Raw genomic sequence first — 16,824 nt, 5'->3', positions numbered from 1 at the left:
GGGTGGCTGGCAGGAGCGAAAGAATATTATCTGCAGGCTTATAAGGACTCAGATGGAGTCCTCAGGCCTGGATATGGAAGCTATACTTTTGAAGAACTTCAGAATTTTCAGAAGATTCTTCAAAAGACGATTTTATCTGTGGGAATCCGGGGCATCGATTAAACGATACCAGTAACCGCCGCGCATTTTTGGAATCTCTATATAGCTGCTTTCTTTGAAGTAAGGAAAGCCAAACATATTTGCCATAAAGCGTTCCTGCTGATTATAAACGCCGGGAACGCCGAGGATATACTGTCCGTTATTTCTTTGTCCTAAAAGCAAATATCCGAAATTATAATGCCCATACTGGAGAAAACGGTTATTGCGCAGTGCACAGTAATGCCGCGGAAAATGCTTCAGGTCATCAAGGTGTATCTTCCATGCAGAAATCAGTTCGCCATCGGAGAAGGGGGAAAATTCGGCAGAGGTTTTTCTGTTTTCTGCATTTCTTTCCGGGACAGGATTGCCAGCATTTTCAGAACTATTGGAATCTTCAACAGTATTATCTGAGATATAGGATGACTCTGTTCCTGGCTTGTTATCAGATGTTCCCTGAGCCGGAATGTTGGCAGACGGTTCAATTGATAAAGAATCGTCAGGAACTTTTGTAAGCGAGGTATCTTCGGGCTTTTCTGAAATATCTTCAAGTTCTTCGGGCATTTCCTGTAATACCATATCTGCCGGAACTTCGGGTTTCTGTGAAGTGATTTTCGCAGATTCAGGAATATCTGCGTCAGGCATAGCTTTTATTTCATGGAAATTCTCCGGACGTATAGGCTGATCGTCCCATTCAGTACCAAAGAATCCGCCGGTATCTGAAGTAATGATCATTCCGCCCAACTTACCCATTGCAACGCCGGAGTCATTCATATCTGTTGCATCTGTTATGATCAGGCATTCTACAGTTTCTTTTTCTGTCTCGCAGGTATCCAGAAGAATTCCGTTGATCAGGCCATCCTTTCGTGTAAATCCATAAATATTGCATTTTACATTTTCAGGCAGCCCCGGACAATGCAGATGAATCTCAACAGAACATTGCTGATCTTTTACTTCAACTTTAATAAATCCGCAATTGCTGCCTTTCTTTCCGCTTTCATAGTCATATACATATGCGATAAAACGCCGATATCCAGCCAAAATCCTTCCTCCGTAAAACCAGATTCAATAATGTATATGACCATCAGAAGAAAATATTCGAAAAAATTAAAAAAATTTGAAAAAATCTATTGACAAACTGCGATTTTATTAATATAATAGCACTTGCATTGACGAAGCGTGGCTCAGTTTGGTAGAGCGCTGCGTTCGGGACGCAGAGGTCGTGGGTTCGAATCCCGTCGCTTCGACTACGCATAGGAAGTCTGAAACCAATTGGTTTTCAGGCTTTCTTTTTGCTATTCTGGTAGTGATGCAACAGCAGAAAGGAAAAGAAAAGTTGACAGATCAGGAACGTTTTATGAAAGAAGCTATCCGTCAGGCGAAGAAGGCAGAAGCTCTGGAAGAAGTGCCAATTGGCTGTGTGATCGTGCATGAGGGTAAGATCATCGCACGTGGATATAACAGAAGAAACACAGATAAAAACACACTTTCCCATGCAGAACTGAATGCAATCCGCAAAGCCAGTAAAAAACTTGGTGACTGGAGACTGGAGGGATGCACTATGTATGTGACGCTGGAACCATGTCAGATGTGTTCCGGGGCACTTGTCCAGTCCAGAATAGATGAAGTAGTGATTGGTTGTATGAATGCCAAAGCGGGCTGCGCAGGTTCTGTGATGAATCTTTTGCAGGTGGATGGATTTAATCATCAGGTAAAGATTATGCAGGGAGTTCTGGAAGAAGAATGTTCTTCTATGTTGTCTGAGTTTTTCAGAAAGCTTCGTGAGAAAAAGAAGCAGGAAAAGGCAGCCCTTAAAGCTGCACAGGAAAATCCGGAGGGAGAACCGGAACAATAAAAGTAAAAGACAGAAAAAAACAGGAAGAATCTTAAAGGCAATAAGAGTAATAAAAGTAATAGAAGTAACAGGATTAATGTTACAGGCAGAAATAAAAAGAGGCGAATAAAAAGAATGAAAAAAGACACAACAAACGACATGACCGTCGGCAGTCCGGTGAGTCTGATAATAAAATTTATGATCCCAATGTGCCTGGGAAATCTTTTTCAGCAGTTTTATAATATTGCAGATTCCATTGTTGCCGGAAAATTTATCGGAGTAAATGCCCTTGCAGCTATCGGAAGCACCGGTTCACTGATGTTTTTTGTGACCGGCTGGCTGAATGGACTCAGCAGTGGATTTGCGATTATCGTAGCCCAGATGTTCGGAGCGAAAAAATTTGACAGGATGCGCCATTATGTTGCCATGTCCATTTACCTTATGGCTGCATTTTCCATTGTCATGACCATAGGATTCAGTCTTGCGAACAAACCAATCCTGCATCTGATGAATTCGCCGGAAGAGGTATTTGGTGATGTAACTGCATATATGGGAATTATTTATGCAGGTCTTATTATCACAGGTGCATATAATGCACTTGCGGCTTTCCTGCGTGCGCTGGGTGACTCCAAGTCGCCATTGTATTTCCTGATCATTTCGGCTGTGATCAATGTTATTTTGGATGTAGTTTTTATTGTAGTCTTTGGAATGGGTGTAGAAGGATGCGGATATGCCACAGTGATCGCACAGGGAATTTCGGCAGTGTGCTGCCTGATTTATATTGTAAAAAGATTTCCGATCCTTCATCTGGAACGGAAGGATTTTGAGATATGCTGGGGCAGTTTCGGCAGACTTCTGAAGCTTGGAATTCCTATGGGACTGCAGTTTTCGATTACAGCAATCGGAACCATTATTGTACAGAGCGCGGTCAATATTTACGGACCTGTACATATGGCCGGATTCTCTGCTGCCGGTAAGATCCAGAATATTTTTGCCACAGTATTTACAGCCTTCGGTGCAACCATAGCAACCTATGTAGGTCAGAACAGGGGCGCAGGAAAAATGGATCGTGTGAAACAGGGAGTCCGTTACACGCAGATGATGGTCCTGGGATGGAGCGTTTTTGTTATGTTCCTGATGTTTTTCTTCGGAAAATATCTGACATATCTTTTCGTAGATCCATCGGAACAGGACGTAGTAAATGTGTCTGTTACTTATTTCCGGACAGTATTCTGGGCATATCCGTTTCTCGGAAGTATTTTCCTCTATCGAAATACTCTGCAGGGAATGGGATATGGACTTGTACCAATGCTTGGCGGAGTATTTGAACTGGTGGCGAGAACCGGAATTGTCGTATTGATTGCGGGACATACTTCCTTTGCCGGTGTCTGTATGGCTGACCCGACCGCATGGATCGCCGCACTGATCCCACTGATTCCTTATTATTTTCATGTGATGAAGAAATATAAGAACAAAAGTCAGGTACAGGCAGTAGAGGATTAATTATTCTTTATCTGATGGAAATTGTATAAGGCTCTTTCCTGCTTCTGTTAATATATGGACTTTTGTAAACCACAAAAATAAGAAAAGCATTCAGAAAATTATCAACAGATAAAATTCTGAATGCTTTTTTATATGATGAGCTGCATCATGAATATTCTTTTTTTGCGCGCCGCACTTCGGAATGGTCCCACAGACGTTACCTCTACAGTTAACTCAGCCCAGGCACCCTTACGGCACACAAGAGCTTCTGCTTAGTGCTGCTACATTCCTGTCCTGACACGGTTCACAGATTCCTGTTGCGTAAGACCCAAACGTCAACGCCACTTATAGAGGGCAGCTCCACAGGAGACAAGCCTCGGATTGGCATCACCCCTGCTGTAGCGGATTGCAGGTACAGGGCACCGCTATCTCCCCGGCTGCGCATTTCTGATTATATAGGCAGGAGGCTGTTTTGTCAATAGCGAATCATTATAGTAAAACTTGTTACTGGGAACGGAGTGAACAGTAACGAACGTAGTGCGAGAATAGTAACTAAAACTTTTCTAACACTATTGTATGAAAACGATAAATATTATATAATAAACAGAAATAAACTATCTTTATTCTGGAAATGGATATGCCAGAGTACACAACATGTCTTGTATGTATGGATATGGATAATTCTTAAAACACAGAAATGGAGGATACTATCATGATTAAAAGAATAGGTATGCTTACCAGCGGCGGTGATTGTCAGGCACTTAACGCTACCATGCGAGGAGTAGTAAAGGGACTGAGCAACAATTTGGACGAACTGGAAGTTTATGGATTTGATGATGGATATAAAGGACTGATCTATGGTAAATACCGTATGCTCACATCCAAAGATTTTTCCGGAATCCTTACACAGGGCGGCACAATCCTCGGAACATCCAGACAGCCATTCAAACTGATGCGTGTCCCGGATGAGAATGGCCTGGACAAGGTTGAAGCAATGAAGCAGACTTATTATAAACTCTGCCTGGACTGCCTTGTGATCCTTGGCGGAAATGGTACACAGAAGACAGCAAACCTTCTGAGAGAAGAAGGACTGAACATTATCCATCTTCCAAAGACTATTGATAATGACATCTATGGTACAGACATGACCTTTGGTTTCCAGAGTGCGGTAAACATTGCCACAAATGCCATTGACTGTATCCATACGACAGCATCCTCACATGGACGTGTATTTATCGTAGAGATCATGGGACACAAGGTAGGAAGTCTGACACTTCATGCAGGTGTTGCAGGCGGTGCGGATATCATCCTGATTCCTGAGATCCCATATGATATCAAAAAAGTTACTGCAGCAATCCAGAAACGCGCCAAAGCAGGCAAGCGTTTCACAATCCTTGCAGTTGCAGAAGGTGCGATTTCCAAAGAAGACGCAGAACTTCCTAAAAAGAAATACAAAGAGAAACTGGAAGCCCGAGCAAAGAAATATCCGTCCGTTTCCTATGAGATTGCTGACCAGATCTACAAAGAGATCGGAAGCGAAGTCCGCGTTACAGTTCCGGGACATACACAGAGAGGCGGAGAACCATGTCCGTATGACCGCGTTCTTTCCACAAGAATCGGTGCAGGTGCAGCGCAGGCGATCATGGATGGTGAATATGGCATCATGATCGGCGTGGTAAACGGCAAAATTAAACGTGTACCTCTTGAAGAGTGTGCAGGTAAGCTTAAGATGGTATCACCGAAAGATCAGCTTGTAGTTGCTGCCAAACAGATCGGTATCAGCTTTGGTGACTGATTAAGTGAAACAGTACTTGACTGACAGATACTTTTTCATATAAGATATGGATGTAAAAAAGACCGCCGCGGGAATTTTTTCCGCGGCGGCTGTGATAATAAGATAGAGATAACTATTTGGCGCGCTGCTGACAGTGGGTGTGCTGAATAGTTACGATAGGAGTTTACTCATGAGTTACACTGCTCTTTACAGAAAGTTCAGACCGGATAATTTCGCGGATGTCAAAGGTCAGGATCACATAGTGACTACTCTGACAAATCAGATTAAGCATAACCGTATCGGCCATGCGTATCTGTTCTGCGGCACCAGAGGAACCGGTAAAACAACAGTAGCCAAAATTCTGGCGAAGGCAGTCAACTGTGAGCATCCCGTAAATGGCAGCCCCTGTAATGAATGTGCCATGTGCAAGGCAATCCAGGCAGGAACTGCAATGAATGTGATCGAGATCGATGCTGCATCCAACAATGGTGTGGATAATATACGTGAGATCAGAGAAGAGGTTTCTTACCGCCCTACAGAAGGTAAATATAAAGTATATATTATTGATGAGGTTCATATGCTTTCCACAGGTGCCTTCAATGCCCTGCTGAAAACACTGGAGGAACCACCGTCTTATGTTATGTTTATCCTGGCAACTACAGAGGCGCACAAGATTCCGATTACGATTTTATCCAGATGCCAGAGATATGATTTCCACAGGATCACCATAGACACTATCGCGGCCAGACTGGATGAACTGCTCAAAGTTGAAGGCGTAGAAGCTGAGGAAAAAGCAGTCCGATATGTAGCGAAAGCGGGAGATGGTTCCATGCGAGATGCGCTCAGCCTTCTCGACCAGTGTATTGCTTTTTATCTTGGACAGGAACTTACCTATGATAAAGTTCTGGAGGTTCTGGGAGCCGTTGACACCGAAGTGTTTAGCAAGCTTTTGCGAAAAGTGATCCGGGGAGATGTGACAGGTTCCATTCATATCCTGGAGGAACTGATCGTAGGAGGCAGGGAACTGAGCCAGTTTGTGGGAGATTTTACCTGGTATATGAGAAATCTTCTTCTCGTTAAGACTTCTGAGAATCCGGAGGAAGCGATCGATGTCTCATCCGACAACATGAAGCTTCTGAAAGAAGAGAGCACCATGCTGGATGTGGAGACGCTGATGCGGTATATCCGTATTTTTTCGGATTTGTCCAACCAGATCCGATATGCAACCCAGAAAAGGGTTCTCGTGGAGATTGCACTGATCAAGTTGTGCCGTCCTGCAATGGAGACTAATCTGGATTCTGTTCTGGACAGACTGCGTGTGCTGGAACAGCGGATGGATGAACGTCCGGTACAGCAGGTGATCGTGCAGCAGGGTTCAGGGAAAATGCCGGCAGAAACCGGAGCAGTTCAGGAACCGGCGGGAAACAAAGCACCGGCGAAAGCTGCACCGGAAGATTTGCAGAAGATCGTGGCAGGCTGGAGAGTGATCACAGGACAGACAACAGGGATGTTCAAACAGATGCTTCAGAAATCTGTTCCGAAGTATAACAGTGAGACAGGAGAACCTGTCCTTTATGTGGAATTTCAGGATTTCCTTGGGCAGTCCTATGTGGACAATCCGGAAGCGAAGAAAGAGCTTCAGGACATCATCACTGCCCAGACAGGAAAAACAGTAGAGATCCAGATGCTGGTGGCAGATAAGCATCAGCATACAAATCTGGCAAATATCACAGTGGACCAGGCGATAAAGAATAATATCCACATGGATGTTGTGATAGAGGAAGATCCTGATGAGGAAAAAGGAGAATAAATATTGTTACTGTTCACACATCACTATCCCGCGAGGTGTTTTGGCATGAATATGCCAAAATCCCGAGACATACAAGCCAAAATTCCATTGCCGCAGGCAATCTGGAATGAATTTTGGCTACGTTACTGTGAACGGAGTGAACAGTAACTAAATATTCTCCAGACAGGAAAAGGCAGTAAATAACAAGGCAATAAATAGCAAGGAGGACATCACAAATGGCAAAACGTGGAGGATTCCCGGGAATGGGTATGCCGGGAAATATGAATAATCTTATGAAACAGGCGCAGAAAATGCAGCGCCAGATGGAAGAGAACCAGAAAGCTCTGGAAGAGAAAGAATTTACGGCTACTGCAGGAGGCGGAGCTGTAGAGGTAACTATCTCCGGTAAGAGAGAGGTGACAAAAGTAAAGCTTCAGGAGGAAGTTGTAGATCCGGATGACATCGAAATGCTGGAAGATCTCATCGTTGCAGCTACAAACGAAGCACTTCGCAAAGTGGAAGAAGAATCTACAGCTGTTATGTCTAAACTGACAGGTGGTCTGGGCGGACTTGGCGGAGGTCTTCCATTCTGATGGAATACTACAGCAGTCATATCAATAAGCTGATCGAGCAGCTTTCCCATCTTCCGGGAATTGGTGCGAAATCAGCACAGAGACTGGCATTTCACATCATGAATATGCCAAAGGATCAGGTAGAGCAGCTTACCTCTTCCATTACCGGTGCCAGAGAGAATGTACAGTATTGCAAGTGCTGCTGTACTCTGACAGACAGAGAGATCTGTCCAATCTGCAGCAATGATAAGCGTGATCATTCAGTGATCATGGTGGTAGAGAATACAAGAGATCTTGCAGCTTATGAAAAAACAGGCAAGTTTGATGGCGTTTATCATGTTCTTCATGGTGCAATCTCTCCAATGCTTGGAATCGGGCCGGATGATATCAAACTGAAAGAACTCATGCAGCGTCTGGCAAAGGATGAGGTAAAGGAAGTGATTATTGCTACCAATTCCAGTCTGGAGGGGGAAACAACGGCAATGTATATCAGTAAGTTGATCAAACCTACCGGGATCAAAGTCAGCAGGATCGCAAGCGGAGTTCCGGTAGGAGGAGATCTGGAATATATTGACGAAGTGACTCTTTTACGTGCTCTTGAGGGGCGTGTGGAGCTTTAAGGTTACTGTTCTGACAAAAGATCATCGGAAAAGGAGGCATCACTTTGTCTAAAAAGAAAGCAACTTCTTCTGACGTGGCAAAGAGGGCAGGAGTCTCCCAGGCAACTGTTTCCATGGTCCTGAATAAGAAATATAATGTTTCTTTTTCCAGAGAAACAGTGGAGAAGGTAGAGCAGGCAGCCAGAGAATTAGGCTATCATCTTCCCGGACGAAAGAACAGAAAAGAAAGCCGGAAAGAGAAGCTGATCGTTGTTTTTTGCCCTACGCTTACAAGCCCGTATTATGTATTGCTTCTGCAGGGGATTGAAGCAGTGGCGAACAAGCAGGGATATGGTGTCTTTATCTGTAATACACAGAGAGATCCCCGTCTGGAGGAGAAGTATCTGCGCATGATGGGTACAATAGAGCCGCTTGGCATTATCTACTGCTGTAATCCAAATCCGGATTTTCAGCAGCAGGTAGAGGAACTGGCGCAGACAATCCCACTGGTTATCATCAGTAATAAAGAGAAAACTACAACTATAGATGCCATTAATCAGGATAATACAGTTGTGGGAAGGATGATGGCAAGACATCTGCTTGATCTGGGGCACAGAGATGTAGCGTTTATCACTCCGCCCCTGACAAGGAGACAATGGCAGAGAACAAAACGTGTAAATGGTTTTGTGAAAGAGTTTGAGAAAGAAGGCCTGAAGGATCATGTGATCATTAAGGCTGCGGATGAAGCTATCGATATGCAGATCCCACGGATGGATTCGGAATATTCGATGGGTTATGAGCTTACTATGGAGCTTCTGGATGAAGGCAGGGAATTTACAGCTATTGCAGGCCAGAATGATATGATGGCTATTGGTGCGCTGGATGCTCTCCATGAAGCAAGGATTCATGTACCCAAGGATGTATCGGTGATTGGGTGCGATAATATCTTTTATTCGGGAATACGGAAGATCTCTCTTACTACGATCGATCATTTCGTAGCCCTTAAAGGCAGAGATGCCTGTGATATTATACTGCGCAAAATCGATGAGCAGGACCGTTTTCTTACAGATTCTGCTCCTGCCAGTCTCTATAATATTGAATATACCCCCAAGCTGATAGCGAGACGCACTACGGGGTATATCAGAACCAAAAAAAATAATTAAATACGTCGAATGAAAATTATTAATAATAATTTATCGAAACTGCAGAACAGTTATTTGGTATAGAGCTGTGTGGCGAGGTAGATTGCGAATATCTATCCGGCAGGCATTTTCTGGAAACGTACCAAAATTTCAGGATGTGTGGCTGAAATCCGATATCAGAAATGATTTCTGACGGAGGTTTCCTGCAACAGCAAAGACAGCGAACAGTTACGAAAAGAAATGGTTATAAAACATATTGTATATTGCATGTTGATAACAACGAATATATGCTTTGACTGAAAAATAAAGAATTAATAAAACATGCGATTATTAATAATGAAATTATTAATAATCTTTTGCCACGCTTGACCTGAATGTAAAGTCTGTTATAATGAAACCATAAGATCAATGAACGATTATGACAAGCAAAAATCAGGAGGGTTAAGAACATGAAATTTTTTATTGACACAGCAAAAGTAGAAGATATTAAGGCAGCTAATGATATGGGTGTAATCTGTGGTGTTACCACAAATCCGTCTCTTATCGCAAAAGAAGGAAGAGATTTCAAGGAAGTAATCAAAGAGATCACATCTATCGTAGACGGACCGATCAGCGGTGAAGTAAAAGCTACTACAACAGATGCAGAAGGAATGATCAAAGAGGGACGTGAGATTGCAGCCATTCATCCGAATATGGTTGTTAAGATTCCTATGACAGTAGAAGGTCTGAAAGCAGTTAAGGTTCTTCATGCAGAAGGAATCAAGACAAACGTTACTCTGATCTTCACTGCTAACCAGGCACTTCTGGCTGCAAGAGCAGGTGCTACTTATGTATCTCCGTTCCTTGGAAGACTGGATGACATTTCTACAAGAGGTGTTGATCTGATCCGCGAGATCGCTGAGATTTTTGAAGTGGCAGGAATCGAGACAGAAATCATCGCAGCAAGCGTAAGAAATCCGATTCATGTAACAGACTGTGCACTTGCAGGTGCTGACATTGCAACTGTTCCGTACAATGTAATCGTACAGATGACAAAACATCCTCTGACAGATGCAGGTATTGAGAAATTCCAGAAAGATTATAAAGCAGTATTCGGCGAATAAGGAGAATTTACCACAATGGAAAAATTAGAACTTCAGAAAATTGCAAACGAAGTCCGTAAAGACATCGTTACTGCATTACATTCTGCAAAAGCAGGACATCCGGGCGGATCTCTGTCTGCAGCAGATGTATTCACTTATTTATATTTTGAAGAAATGAATATTGATCCAAAGGATCCTAAGAAGGCTGATCGTGACCGTTTTGTACTTTCCAAAGGCCACACAGCACCGGGATACTACTCTGCACTTGCAGAAAGAGGCTTTTTCCCAAAAGAAGATCTGAAGACTCTTCGTCATCTGGGTTCCTATTTACAGGGACATCCGGATATGAAACATATCCCGGGTGTTGATATGTCCAGCGGTTCTCTGGGACAGGGAATCTCTGCAGCAGTTGGTATGGCGCTTTCTGCCAAATTAAGCAATGAAAGCTATCGTGTATACACCTTATTAGGTGACGGCGAAATTCAGGAAGGCCAGGTTTGGGAAGCTGCTATGTTTGCAGGCTTCAGAAAACTGGACAATCTTGTAGTGATCGTGGATAATAATGGACTTCAGATCGACGGTAAGGTTGATGAAGTATGTTCTCCATACCCGATTGATAAGAAATTTGAGGCATTTAACTTCCATGTGATTAACGTTGCAGATGGAAATGATATGGATCAGTTAAGAGCTGCTTTTGATGAAGCAAAAGCTACTAAGGGAATGCCTACAGCTATCATTATGAAAACTGTAAAAGGAAAAGGTGTTTCCTTTATGGAAAATCAGGTTGGATGGCATGGAAAAGCTCCGAATGACGAGCAGTATGCACAGGCAATGGAAGAGTTAGAAAAGGCAGGTGAAGCATTATGTCAGAAGTAAAGAAGATCGCAACAAGAGCAAGCTACGGTGCTGCGCTGGTTGAATTAGGTAAGAAACATGAGAACCTGGTCGTTCTGGACGCTGACCTTGCTGCAGCTACTCAGACTGGCGTATTCAAAAAAGAATTTCCGGAGCGTCATATTGACTGTGGTATTGCCGAGTGTAATATGATGGGCATTGCCGCAGGTCTGGCTACTACAGGAAAAGTTCCATTTGCCAGCACATTTGCAATGTTTGCAGCAGGACGTGCTTTTGAGCAGGTTCGTAACTCTATTGCATATCCGAAGATCAATGTAAAAATTGGCGCTACTCATGGCGGAATTTCTGTAGGTGAAGATGGTGCTACCCATCAGTGTTGTGAGGATTTTGCTCTTATGAGAGTAATTCCGGGAATGGTTGTTGCCTGCCCTTCTGATGATATTGAAGCAAAAGCTATGGTAGAAGCAGCTTATGAGCATGTTGGTCCTGTATATATGAGATTTGGACGTCTGGCAGTTCCGGTTATCAATGACAGACCGGACTATAAATTTGAATTAGGCAAAGGTATTGTCCTTCGTGAAGGAAAAGACCTTACGATCATTGCAAACGGTCTCTGCGTAGCTCCTGCTCTTGAAGCTGCAGAGAAGCTTGCGGCAGACGGCGTAGATGCAAAAGTAATCAATATCCATACGATTAAGCCTCTGGATGAAGAACTTGTAGTTGCAGCAGCCAAAGAAACAGGCAAGGTTGTAACTGTAGAAGAGCATTCAGTAATCGGTGGACTTGGCGGAGCAGTATGCGAATGCCTGTCTGAGAAAGCACCTGTACCTGTAAAACGTATCGGTGTAAATGATGTATTCGGAGAATCCGGTCCTGCCACAGCTCTTCTTGAGAAATATGGTCTTGATGCAGAAGGCATCTACAAACAGATCAAAGAATTTGTATAATTTACGATTCCCTGTGTGATGGTATCTGCCAGAGAGATTACCGTAGACAGGCGGGTAGTCTGAAGGGTTAGCTGTTCCAGTACACCTGCAATGTTTACAATCCCTGTGATATGGATATCACCAACAGGAGGAAGTTCTTTCTGAACTGCAGCACCTGGGTAAAGTGCACCATCTGCGATGGTCACATACCCCAGGTGCTTTTTTTGTCCAAGAGAGGCATCCACTGCAATAACCAGACCTTCGGGATGCAGAATTTTGATCTGGCGGGAAATTCTGGAAAGATTTAAAGCATGTACGGGGCTTTTCAGGGTACCGTAAACATAAACGCCATGAGTGTCTGTATTCAGATGTTCAAGTAACTGGTGTCCGATATAGGGACCGAGACAGTCTCCTGTCACGCGGTCACTTCCGATACACAGAAAAACCAGTTCCGACCATCTGCCGGGATATTGAAGAATACATTTATTTAAAAGAAAAGCGATTTCCTCAGCAGAACTGCTTTTCTGTGAGTCCACATAAAATACCATAAAACCTCCCTGATCGTATTATGTACTCGCAGAGTCTCTATTGTACCTGCACAAAAAGATTTCGAGAGCACATTATTGATTATATCTTTTAATTGCTATAGTCCCTTTGCTTCATAACAACAAGCTGCGAAGAGGCTTCTGATAACATCATATCCTTACCGGGATAAAAATATGCACTGTGCAAAATCTGTCGCCAAATTCTGGTAAATTCCTCTTATAATGTGATAAAATCTGCAATTTATCTGTGTTATCCTGATACCCGAAGGGGTGATGAGAGATGATAGAAGTAATCTATAAGGACGAATCTCAGGAAGGGCAAAATGGTGAGGAACCGTTTGGATTACCCAGAAATATACGCCAGATCGGCCTGGCAGCCGAAGATTACAGGATTTATATGGAGGACTATGTGTACACATTTCTGGTAAGACTTGCCAGAACGGAAGACTCTCTGGGAGAAGCAAAAACCAGAGTGGCAGTTCTTACAGGAAATCTTAAATGGCGTTCTCAGACAGCTTATCTGTTTATCAAAGGTGCTATTATAGCGGAGGAGATGGAGGCAGCACCTGATCATATCGATTTTTCGGAAAATCAATGGAAGCAGATACAGGAAGCCCAGAAGGAGTACTTCGAAGATCAGGAGATTGTGGGATGGTTCTTTTCACAGCCTCAGCTTCTCCTGAAAGTATCGGAAGTGATGTCAAAAGTACACATGAAACATTTTGGAGGAGAAAAAGTCCTGATGCTTATGGAACCGCAGGAAAGGGAAGATGCTTTCTTCCGTTATGAAAACAATGAAATGGTGCGTCTGGGAGGGTATTATCTTTATTATGAAAAAAATCCCGGTATGCAGACGTATATGATCGACAAAAATGAAGAACTTCAGTCGGAACCTCAGGAAAAATATGAAGATCAGGCTGTGAAAGATTTTCGCAAAATAATTGCAGATAAAAAGGAAACCAGGAAGGAGCCGGCAGCTCCTTCTGTTTTTTCATATGGATTAACTGCATGTCTGGCAATTGCAGTACTGACAGTGGGTGTTAATTTTTACAGAAGTTACCAGAATGTAAAACAGAACGAAAAGGAGAGCGCGACGGTTTCTTCAGTGATCGTTGAGGAGATAACGCCGTCTCCTGTTGTCGGGACTTCGAACAATGAAGCTGTCAGGCAGCATAAACAATACCGGACAGATACTATACAAAATGATGCAGGGAAGAATAAAAAGAATAATGAAGAGAATAATCAAAGCACCAGTGAAAAAGAAAATTCTGAAAAGAAAAACAATACTTCAGAGAAAAAAATATCAGCAGAGCAGACAGATACAGAACAAAAATCGGACAAAACAGAACAGCTTCCGGATGTAAAGACAGAAAAAGCAGATAAAACCGAACAAATCTACCAGCAGGAAGCAGATGAACGTAAAGCACAGAAACGTGTCAGGGAAGCTGTGCAGAAGGAAAACAGCGAAGCAGCGGGAAAAGCCCATGAGTCATATGTGATTCAGCCCGGCGATACTCTTTTTCAGATAAGTATGGACAGATACGGAAGTATCGAAGCTATAAGCCAAATCTGTAAATTGAATGGGATGTCAGCGGACGAAATCATTTATCCGGGACAAGTAATTGTATTACCTTAGAAAACTGTGCTATAATAAATGGCAAAAACTGAAACCTGATAATCAACAAAATGAAAGTGAGAAATAAGGTAAAGGCTAAAATGGCAAATACATTTAAGAAAATAATAAAAAAACATAAAAAGAAAAAGCTTCAGGCAGAGAGAAACAGAAAAGCGAAAGCCCGGGAGAGAGCTGAAGAGGAATATGCAGATGATTATGAGCGCAGATTGTCCCGCCACAAAAGAAGTGTAGTGAAAAAGACAGTTATTACAGTGGTGGCGATAGCTGCTGCTGTAACGGCTGTGGGATTTTACATAGAGAAGAGAAGCTATCATACTTATAAAGTAGTCCAGACAAGTGAGCAGGAGGATATTGTTTCTACAAATTATGTTGAAATGGACGGAAATATCCTTCGATACAGTCCGGACGGAGTTTCGCTTGTTTCTGATAAGATGAGTACATTATGGAGTGAAACCTATCAGATGCAGAATCCTGTGGCAGATGTCAATGGAACTCGTGCGGTGATTGCGGATAAAGATGGAACAACTTTGGAGATTTATGATAAATCCGGAAAAACAGGCAGTGTAACTACTTCTTACAGTATTGTCAAAGCAAAAGTATCCAAAAGCGGTCTTGTTGCGGCAATCCTGGATGGCGGAGATGATACATGGATTGATTTTTATGGTACAGATGGAAGTCTGATTGCTGAAAATCAGACGAAGATAGATGATCCGGGATATCCCCTTGATATTGCTGTATCTGAAGACGGAGTGATCATGATGGTAACCTATCAGTTCGTAGATGGAAGTGATACGACCAGTTATGTGGCATTTTACAATTTTGGAGATGTAGGACAGAACGAGGATGACAGAATTGTCAGTGGATATAAGTATGAAGGCGTGGTAGTTCCGCAGATCCAGTATCTTGATAATAACCGGTCTGTAGCACTTAAAGATAATGGATTTACAATTTATCATGGAAGCCAGATTCCGAAGGAAGTAAAAACAGTAAAAGTAGATAAAGAAATTGTCAGTACTTTTTATGATAATGATATGATTGGTCTTGTGTTTAAGAATGACAGTAAAGACAAACAGTATACAATGGAAGTTTATACTACAGATGGCAAATTGAAATTCAAAGAAAACTTCAATATTCCATATACGACGATTAAATTAAGCGGTGGAAATATTCTGATGTACAACAGTTCCCAGATGTGTGTAATGAACAGCAGGGGAGTACAGAAATATCTTGGCAGTGTGGATGGAACGATCAAAGATTTCTTCAAAATCGGAATGAACAGATATCTTCTGGTATTGGACAGCGGTGTAGAGATAATAAAACTTAGTTAGGAGGATGAAAATGGCTTTAACGTGGGCCGGAGTCATTACGATACTTTTTCTGGCGGCTGCATGTGTCAGAGGTTATAGGCGGGGACTGATAAAAGAACTGGTTTCGCTTGTATGTGTTTTTCTGTCGATGGCGATCGTGTGGTTTATAAATCCTTATGTAAATGAGTTTATTCGGGAAAATACATCAATTTATGAAAAAGTACAGGAAAGCTGCCGGGAGTTTGTAGGAGAGGAATACAGCACATGGACAGGCAGTGGAGAAAGCCAGACTGAATTTATAAATGAAATGAATCTCCCGGAACTGCTGAGGAATGGACTGGTTCAGAATAATAATTCTGACAGTTACCAGTATTTGGCTGTAACTACATTTTCGGATTATATTGCTCAATATCTGGCGAGAATGGCAGTGAATGGAATTTCTTTCCTGATTTCTCTGCTGATGTCGACGATTATGGTGAGGAGTATCACATGGATGCTGAATCTTGTGACGAGATTACCTGTGCTGCATGGCATGAACAAGGTAGCAGGAGCGTTGCTGGGGGCAGTTAAATTCCTTATAGTAATATGGATTATCTTTCTGGCTCTCACCATTGTGTGCAATACAAAGGCTGGTGAGGCGGCCCTTCAGATCGTTAAGAAAGATTGCATCCTGAGTTTCATATATGACAGAGATATCCTGATCAGAATATTTATGAGTATCTTCTATTAGAAAGGTTTGGTATCTGTGGACCGTAGGTATCGGATCCGAATGTCTTCCTGCACAAATGCGAACGATTTTTAAATCTTTACTCTGATATTGGGGCGTTAAAAATGAGGATATTATAGCGATATCGGAGATGGCGTAAAAAATATGTAAAAAAATGTAAAATAATACTTGACGCAAAAAGAAAATAATGATATGATAAATCCGCTTCTGAGTGAGGCGGATTTTTTTTGACAGACAACAGAGATTTGTTGAATAAAGTTGAAAAAAATATAAAAAAAGTGTTGACAGGAAACTGAAGACATGATACTATATCAGAGTTGCTGATGCAGATGAAAAAGAACTTAAAAAATAAAATAAAAAAGTTCTTGACAAAGCAAAAAGCAAGTGATATAATAAATGAGCTGCCAGCCGAGAGGCGA

The 16,824-nt window shown here is 42.5% G+C and carries 15 protein-coding genes, 1 tRNA gene and 1 other RNA gene; 14 read left to right on the top strand and 3 right to left on the bottom strand.

The genetic code is table 11. The features are described from left to right. Positions 1-132: 132 nt before the first annotated feature. Complete coding sequence (locus AC075J_RS17505; protein WP_055199826.1) at positions 133-1,176, bottom strand: DUF6128 domain-containing protein; 1,044 nt, start codon at positions 1,174-1,176, stop codon at positions 133-135. Between the two features lie 132 nt (positions 1,177-1,308). Here AC075J_RS17505 and AC075J_RS17500 point away from each other — a divergent pair. The 3 genes from AC075J_RS17500 (at position 1,309) to AC075J_RS17490 (ending at position 3,472) form a co-directional block, all read left to right on the top strand. Further along, a tRNA-Pro gene (locus AC075J_RS17500) sits at positions 1,309-1,382 on the top strand. An 89-nt stretch (positions 1,383-1,471) separates the two neighbouring features. After that, positions 1,472-1,990: a tRNA adenosine(34) deaminase TadA gene (gene tadA, locus AC075J_RS17495; protein ID WP_055199894.1), complete on the top strand. Its 519-nt coding sequence runs from the start codon at positions 1,472-1,474 to the stop codon at positions 1,988-1,990. Positions 1,991-2,104: 114 nt separating this feature from the next. Further along, complete coding sequence (locus AC075J_RS17490; protein ID WP_055053376.1) at positions 2,105-3,472, top strand: MATE family efflux transporter; 1,368 nt, start codon at positions 2,105-2,107, stop codon at positions 3,470-3,472. A gap of 162 nt (positions 3,473-3,634) precedes the next feature. Here AC075J_RS17490 and ffs read toward each other — a convergent pair. After that, positions 3,635-3,896: signal recognition particle sRNA large type (gene ffs / locus AC075J_RS17485), an RNA gene on the bottom strand. 267 nt (positions 3,897-4,163) lie between these two features. On the opposite strand from ffs, the gene AC075J_RS17480 reads away from it, so the two are divergent. The 8 genes from AC075J_RS17480 (at position 4,164) to AC075J_RS17445 (ending at position 12,211) form a co-directional block, all read left to right on the top strand. After that, complete coding sequence (locus AC075J_RS17480; protein ID WP_008706927.1) at positions 4,164-5,246, top strand: 6-phosphofructokinase; 1,083 nt, start codon at positions 4,164-4,166, stop codon at positions 5,244-5,246. Positions 5,247-5,415: 169 nt separating this feature from the next. Beyond that, on the top strand, positions 5,416-7,035 hold the full coding sequence (gene dnaX / locus AC075J_RS17475; protein WP_008706925.1) for a DNA polymerase III subunit gamma/tau: 1,620 nt from the start codon (positions 5,416-5,418) through the stop codon (positions 7,033-7,035). Positions 7,036-7,250: 215 nt separating this feature from the next. Further along, complete coding sequence (locus AC075J_RS17470; RefSeq protein ID WP_008706923.1) at positions 7,251-7,607, top strand: YbaB/EbfC family nucleoid-associated protein; 357 nt, start codon at positions 7,251-7,253, stop codon at positions 7,605-7,607. After that, complete coding sequence (recR, locus tag AC075J_RS17465; RefSeq protein ID WP_008706922.1) at positions 7,607-8,206, top strand: recombination mediator RecR; 600 nt, start codon at positions 7,607-7,609, stop codon at positions 8,204-8,206. Before AC075J_RS17470 ends, recR begins: the two co-directional genes overlap by 1 nt. Before the next feature lie 44 nt (positions 8,207-8,250). Continuing rightward, positions 8,251-9,348: a LacI family DNA-binding transcriptional regulator gene (locus AC075J_RS17460; protein ID WP_118409181.1), complete on the top strand. Its 1,098-nt coding sequence runs from the start codon at positions 8,251-8,253 to the stop codon at positions 9,346-9,348. A 428-nt stretch (positions 9,349-9,776) separates the two neighbouring features. Next, positions 9,777-10,430, top strand: a complete 654-nt coding sequence (gene fsa / locus AC075J_RS17455; protein WP_008706917.1) for a fructose-6-phosphate aldolase — start codon at positions 9,777-9,779, stop codon at positions 10,428-10,430. A 15-nt stretch (positions 10,431-10,445) separates the two neighbouring features. Further along, a complete protein-coding gene (locus AC075J_RS17450) occupies positions 10,446-11,285 on the top strand; it encodes a transketolase (protein WP_008706915.1) in 840 nt (279 codons plus the stop codon). Beyond that, positions 11,273-12,211, top strand: coding sequence for a transketolase family protein (locus AC075J_RS17445; RefSeq protein WP_008706912.1), 939 nt, complete (start codon positions 11,273-11,275; stop codon positions 12,209-12,211). Before AC075J_RS17450 ends, AC075J_RS17445 begins: the two co-directional genes overlap by 13 nt. Here AC075J_RS17445 and yyaC read toward each other — a convergent pair. Then, entirely contained in the window at positions 12,184-12,738 is a 555-nt protein-coding gene (yyaC, locus tag AC075J_RS17440) for a spore protease YyaC (protein WP_008706911.1), read from the bottom strand. The genes AC075J_RS17445 and yyaC overlap by 28 nt on opposite strands. A gap of 277 nt (positions 12,739-13,015) precedes the next feature. On the opposite strand from yyaC, the gene AC075J_RS17435 reads away from it, so the two are divergent. From AC075J_RS17435 to AC075J_RS17425, 3 genes are all read left to right on the top strand, one after another. Beyond that, positions 13,016-14,371: a LysM peptidoglycan-binding domain-containing protein gene (locus AC075J_RS17435; RefSeq protein ID WP_476390553.1), complete on the top strand. Its 1,356-nt coding sequence runs from the start codon at positions 13,016-13,018 to the stop codon at positions 14,369-14,371. A gap of 80 nt (positions 14,372-14,451) precedes the next feature. After that, complete coding sequence (locus AC075J_RS17430; protein WP_008706907.1) at positions 14,452-15,699, top strand: DUF5711 family protein; 1,248 nt, start codon at positions 14,452-14,454, stop codon at positions 15,697-15,699. A gap of 10 nt (positions 15,700-15,709) precedes the next feature. Further along, complete coding sequence (locus AC075J_RS17425; protein WP_243100034.1) at positions 15,710-16,408, top strand: CvpA family protein; 699 nt, start codon at positions 15,710-15,712, stop codon at positions 16,406-16,408. Positions 16,409-16,824: the final 416 nt, after the last annotated feature.

The organism is Blautia sp. ZXY-1-C6 (assembly GCF_056339875.1).
Note: the sequence above shows the minus strand (reverse complement) of the source record. Positions and strands in the feature narration are given on the sequence as shown.

Bases quoted from the DNA above. Each gene is read 5' to 3' on its own strand.
- AC075J_RS17490 (WP_055053376.1), top strand. From the start codon at position 2,105: ATGAAAAAAGACACAACAAACGACATGACCGTCGGCAGTCCGGTGAGT.
- AC075J_RS17480 (WP_008706927.1), top strand. From the start codon at position 4,164: ATGATTAAAAGAATAGGTATGCTTACCAGCGGCGGTGATTGTCAGGCA.
- dnaX (WP_008706925.1), top strand. From the start codon at position 5,416: ATGAGTTACACTGCTCTTTACAGAAAGTTCAGACCGGATAATTTCGCG.
- AC075J_RS17470 (WP_008706923.1), top strand. From the start codon at position 7,251: ATGGCAAAACGTGGAGGATTCCCGGGAATGGGTATGCCGGGAAATATG.
- recR (WP_008706922.1), top strand. From the start codon at position 7,607: ATGGAATACTACAGCAGTCATATCAATAAGCTGATCGAGCAGCTTTCC.
- fsa (WP_008706917.1), top strand. From the start codon at position 9,777: ATGAAATTTTTTATTGACACAGCAAAAGTAGAAGATATTAAGGCAGCT.
- AC075J_RS17450 (WP_008706915.1), top strand. From the start codon at position 10,446: ATGGAAAAATTAGAACTTCAGAAAATTGCAAACGAAGTCCGTAAAGAC.
- AC075J_RS17445 (WP_008706912.1), top strand. From the start codon at position 11,273: ATGTCAGAAGTAAAGAAGATCGCAACAAGAGCAAGCTACGGTGCTGCG.
- yyaC (WP_008706911.1), bottom strand. From the start codon at position 12,738: ATGGTATTTTATGTGGACTCACAGAAAAGCAGTTCTGCTGAGGAAATC.
- AC075J_RS17435 (WP_476390553.1), top strand. From the start codon at position 13,016: ATGATAGAAGTAATCTATAAGGACGAATCTCAGGAAGGGCAAAATGGT.
- AC075J_RS17430 (WP_008706907.1), top strand. From the start codon at position 14,452: ATGGCAAATACATTTAAGAAAATAATAAAAAAACATAAAAAGAAAAAG.
- AC075J_RS17425 (WP_243100034.1), top strand. From the start codon at position 15,710: ATGGCTTTAACGTGGGCCGGAGTCATTACGATACTTTTTCTGGCGGCT.